We start from the raw sequence: 1,173 nt of genomic DNA on the forward strand, positions 1-1,173 counted from the left end.
GGGCGCGCTCGACGCCCTGGTGGGGCTGGAGAGTGTCAAGCGGGAGGTGCGGGCGCTCACCGACATGATCGAGGTGGGCCGGCGCCGTCAGGAGGCGGGCCTCAAGGCGGCCTCGGTACGGCGTCATCTCGTCTTCACCGGCTCCCCCGGCACCGGCAAGACGACGGTGGCGCGGCTCTACGGGGAGATCCTGGCCTCGCTGGACGTGCTGGAGAAGGGCCATCTGGTCGAGGTGTCCCGCGTCGACCTGGTCGGCGAGCACATCGGCTCCACCGCGATCCGCACCCAGGAGGCGTTCGAACGGGCGAGGGGCGGTGTGCTCTTCATCGACGAGGCGTACGCGCTCTCGCCGGAGGACTCGGGCCGGGACTTCGGCCGGGAGGCCATCGACACGCTGGTCAAGCTGATGGAGGACCACCGGGACGCCGTGGTGGTGATCGTCGCCGGCTACACCGAGGAGATGGAGCGCTTCCTGTCCGTCAACCCCGGGGTCGCCTCCCGTTTCTCGCGGACCATCAGGTTCGGCGACTACGGGCCGGACGAGCTCCTGCGGATCGTGGAGCAGCAGGCCGAGGAGCACGAGTACCGGCTGGCGGACGGCACGGGCGAGGCGTTGCTGAAGTACTTCGCGGAGATCCCCAAGGGACCCGCCTTCGGCAACGGACGCACCGCCCGCCAGACGTTCGAGGCGATGGTGGAGCGCCACGCCGGCCGGGTGGCGCAGCTTCCCGACGCGAGCACGGAGGCGCTCACCCTGCTCTACCCGGAGGACCTGCCGGAGCTGGACTGAGGGGTGTCCTGCCCATCGTCCCCCTGGCGGGGCGCGGGCAGGCCGTCCGGCAGCCGGGCCAGCAGCGCCGCGCGTTCCTCGGCGAAGACGGGGTCGGCCTGGTAGTCGCCGTGGCCGAGCACCGGCGACGGCAGCGGGTGGGCGGCGGTGCGGCCCAGGGAGAGCGGGTCCTTGAGGGGTTCCCGGTCGACCGGGGGGCAGGGCGGGCGCCCGGAGGCGGTGGCCGCGTCCGCGGCGCCGGCCAGGACGGGCCCCGCGACCAGGACGGGTCCTCCTATCGGGTCGGTGCGGCGGTGCAGGTTGCGCCAGCAGTCGACCTCCTGGTGCAGGCGGCGCAGCGCCTCGGGTCCGAAGTGGGCGGGGAACCAGCGTCCGTAGAGGCG

General features: G+C 73.2%; 1 protein-coding gene and 1 pseudogene. One reads left to right on the top strand and one right to left on the bottom strand.

Annotated features, from left to right (window positions below):
• On the top strand, positions 1-790 hold a 790-nt coding region (locus HW445_RS31825), incomplete at its 5' end, for an AAA family ATPase (protein ID WP_180224234.1).
• Here HW445_RS31825 and HW445_RS31830 read toward each other — a convergent pair.
• Positions 760-1,173 (bottom strand): annotated as a pseudogene (locus tag HW445_RS31830) (hypothetical protein); the annotation flags it as partial. The gene HW445_RS31825 and the pseudogene HW445_RS31830 overlap by 31 nt on opposite strands.

It is taken from the genome of Streptomyces sp. UH6 (genome assembly GCF_013421635.1).
Lineage (GTDB): Bacteria > Actinomycetota > Actinomycetes > Streptomycetales > Streptomycetaceae > Streptomyces > Streptomyces abyssomicinicus.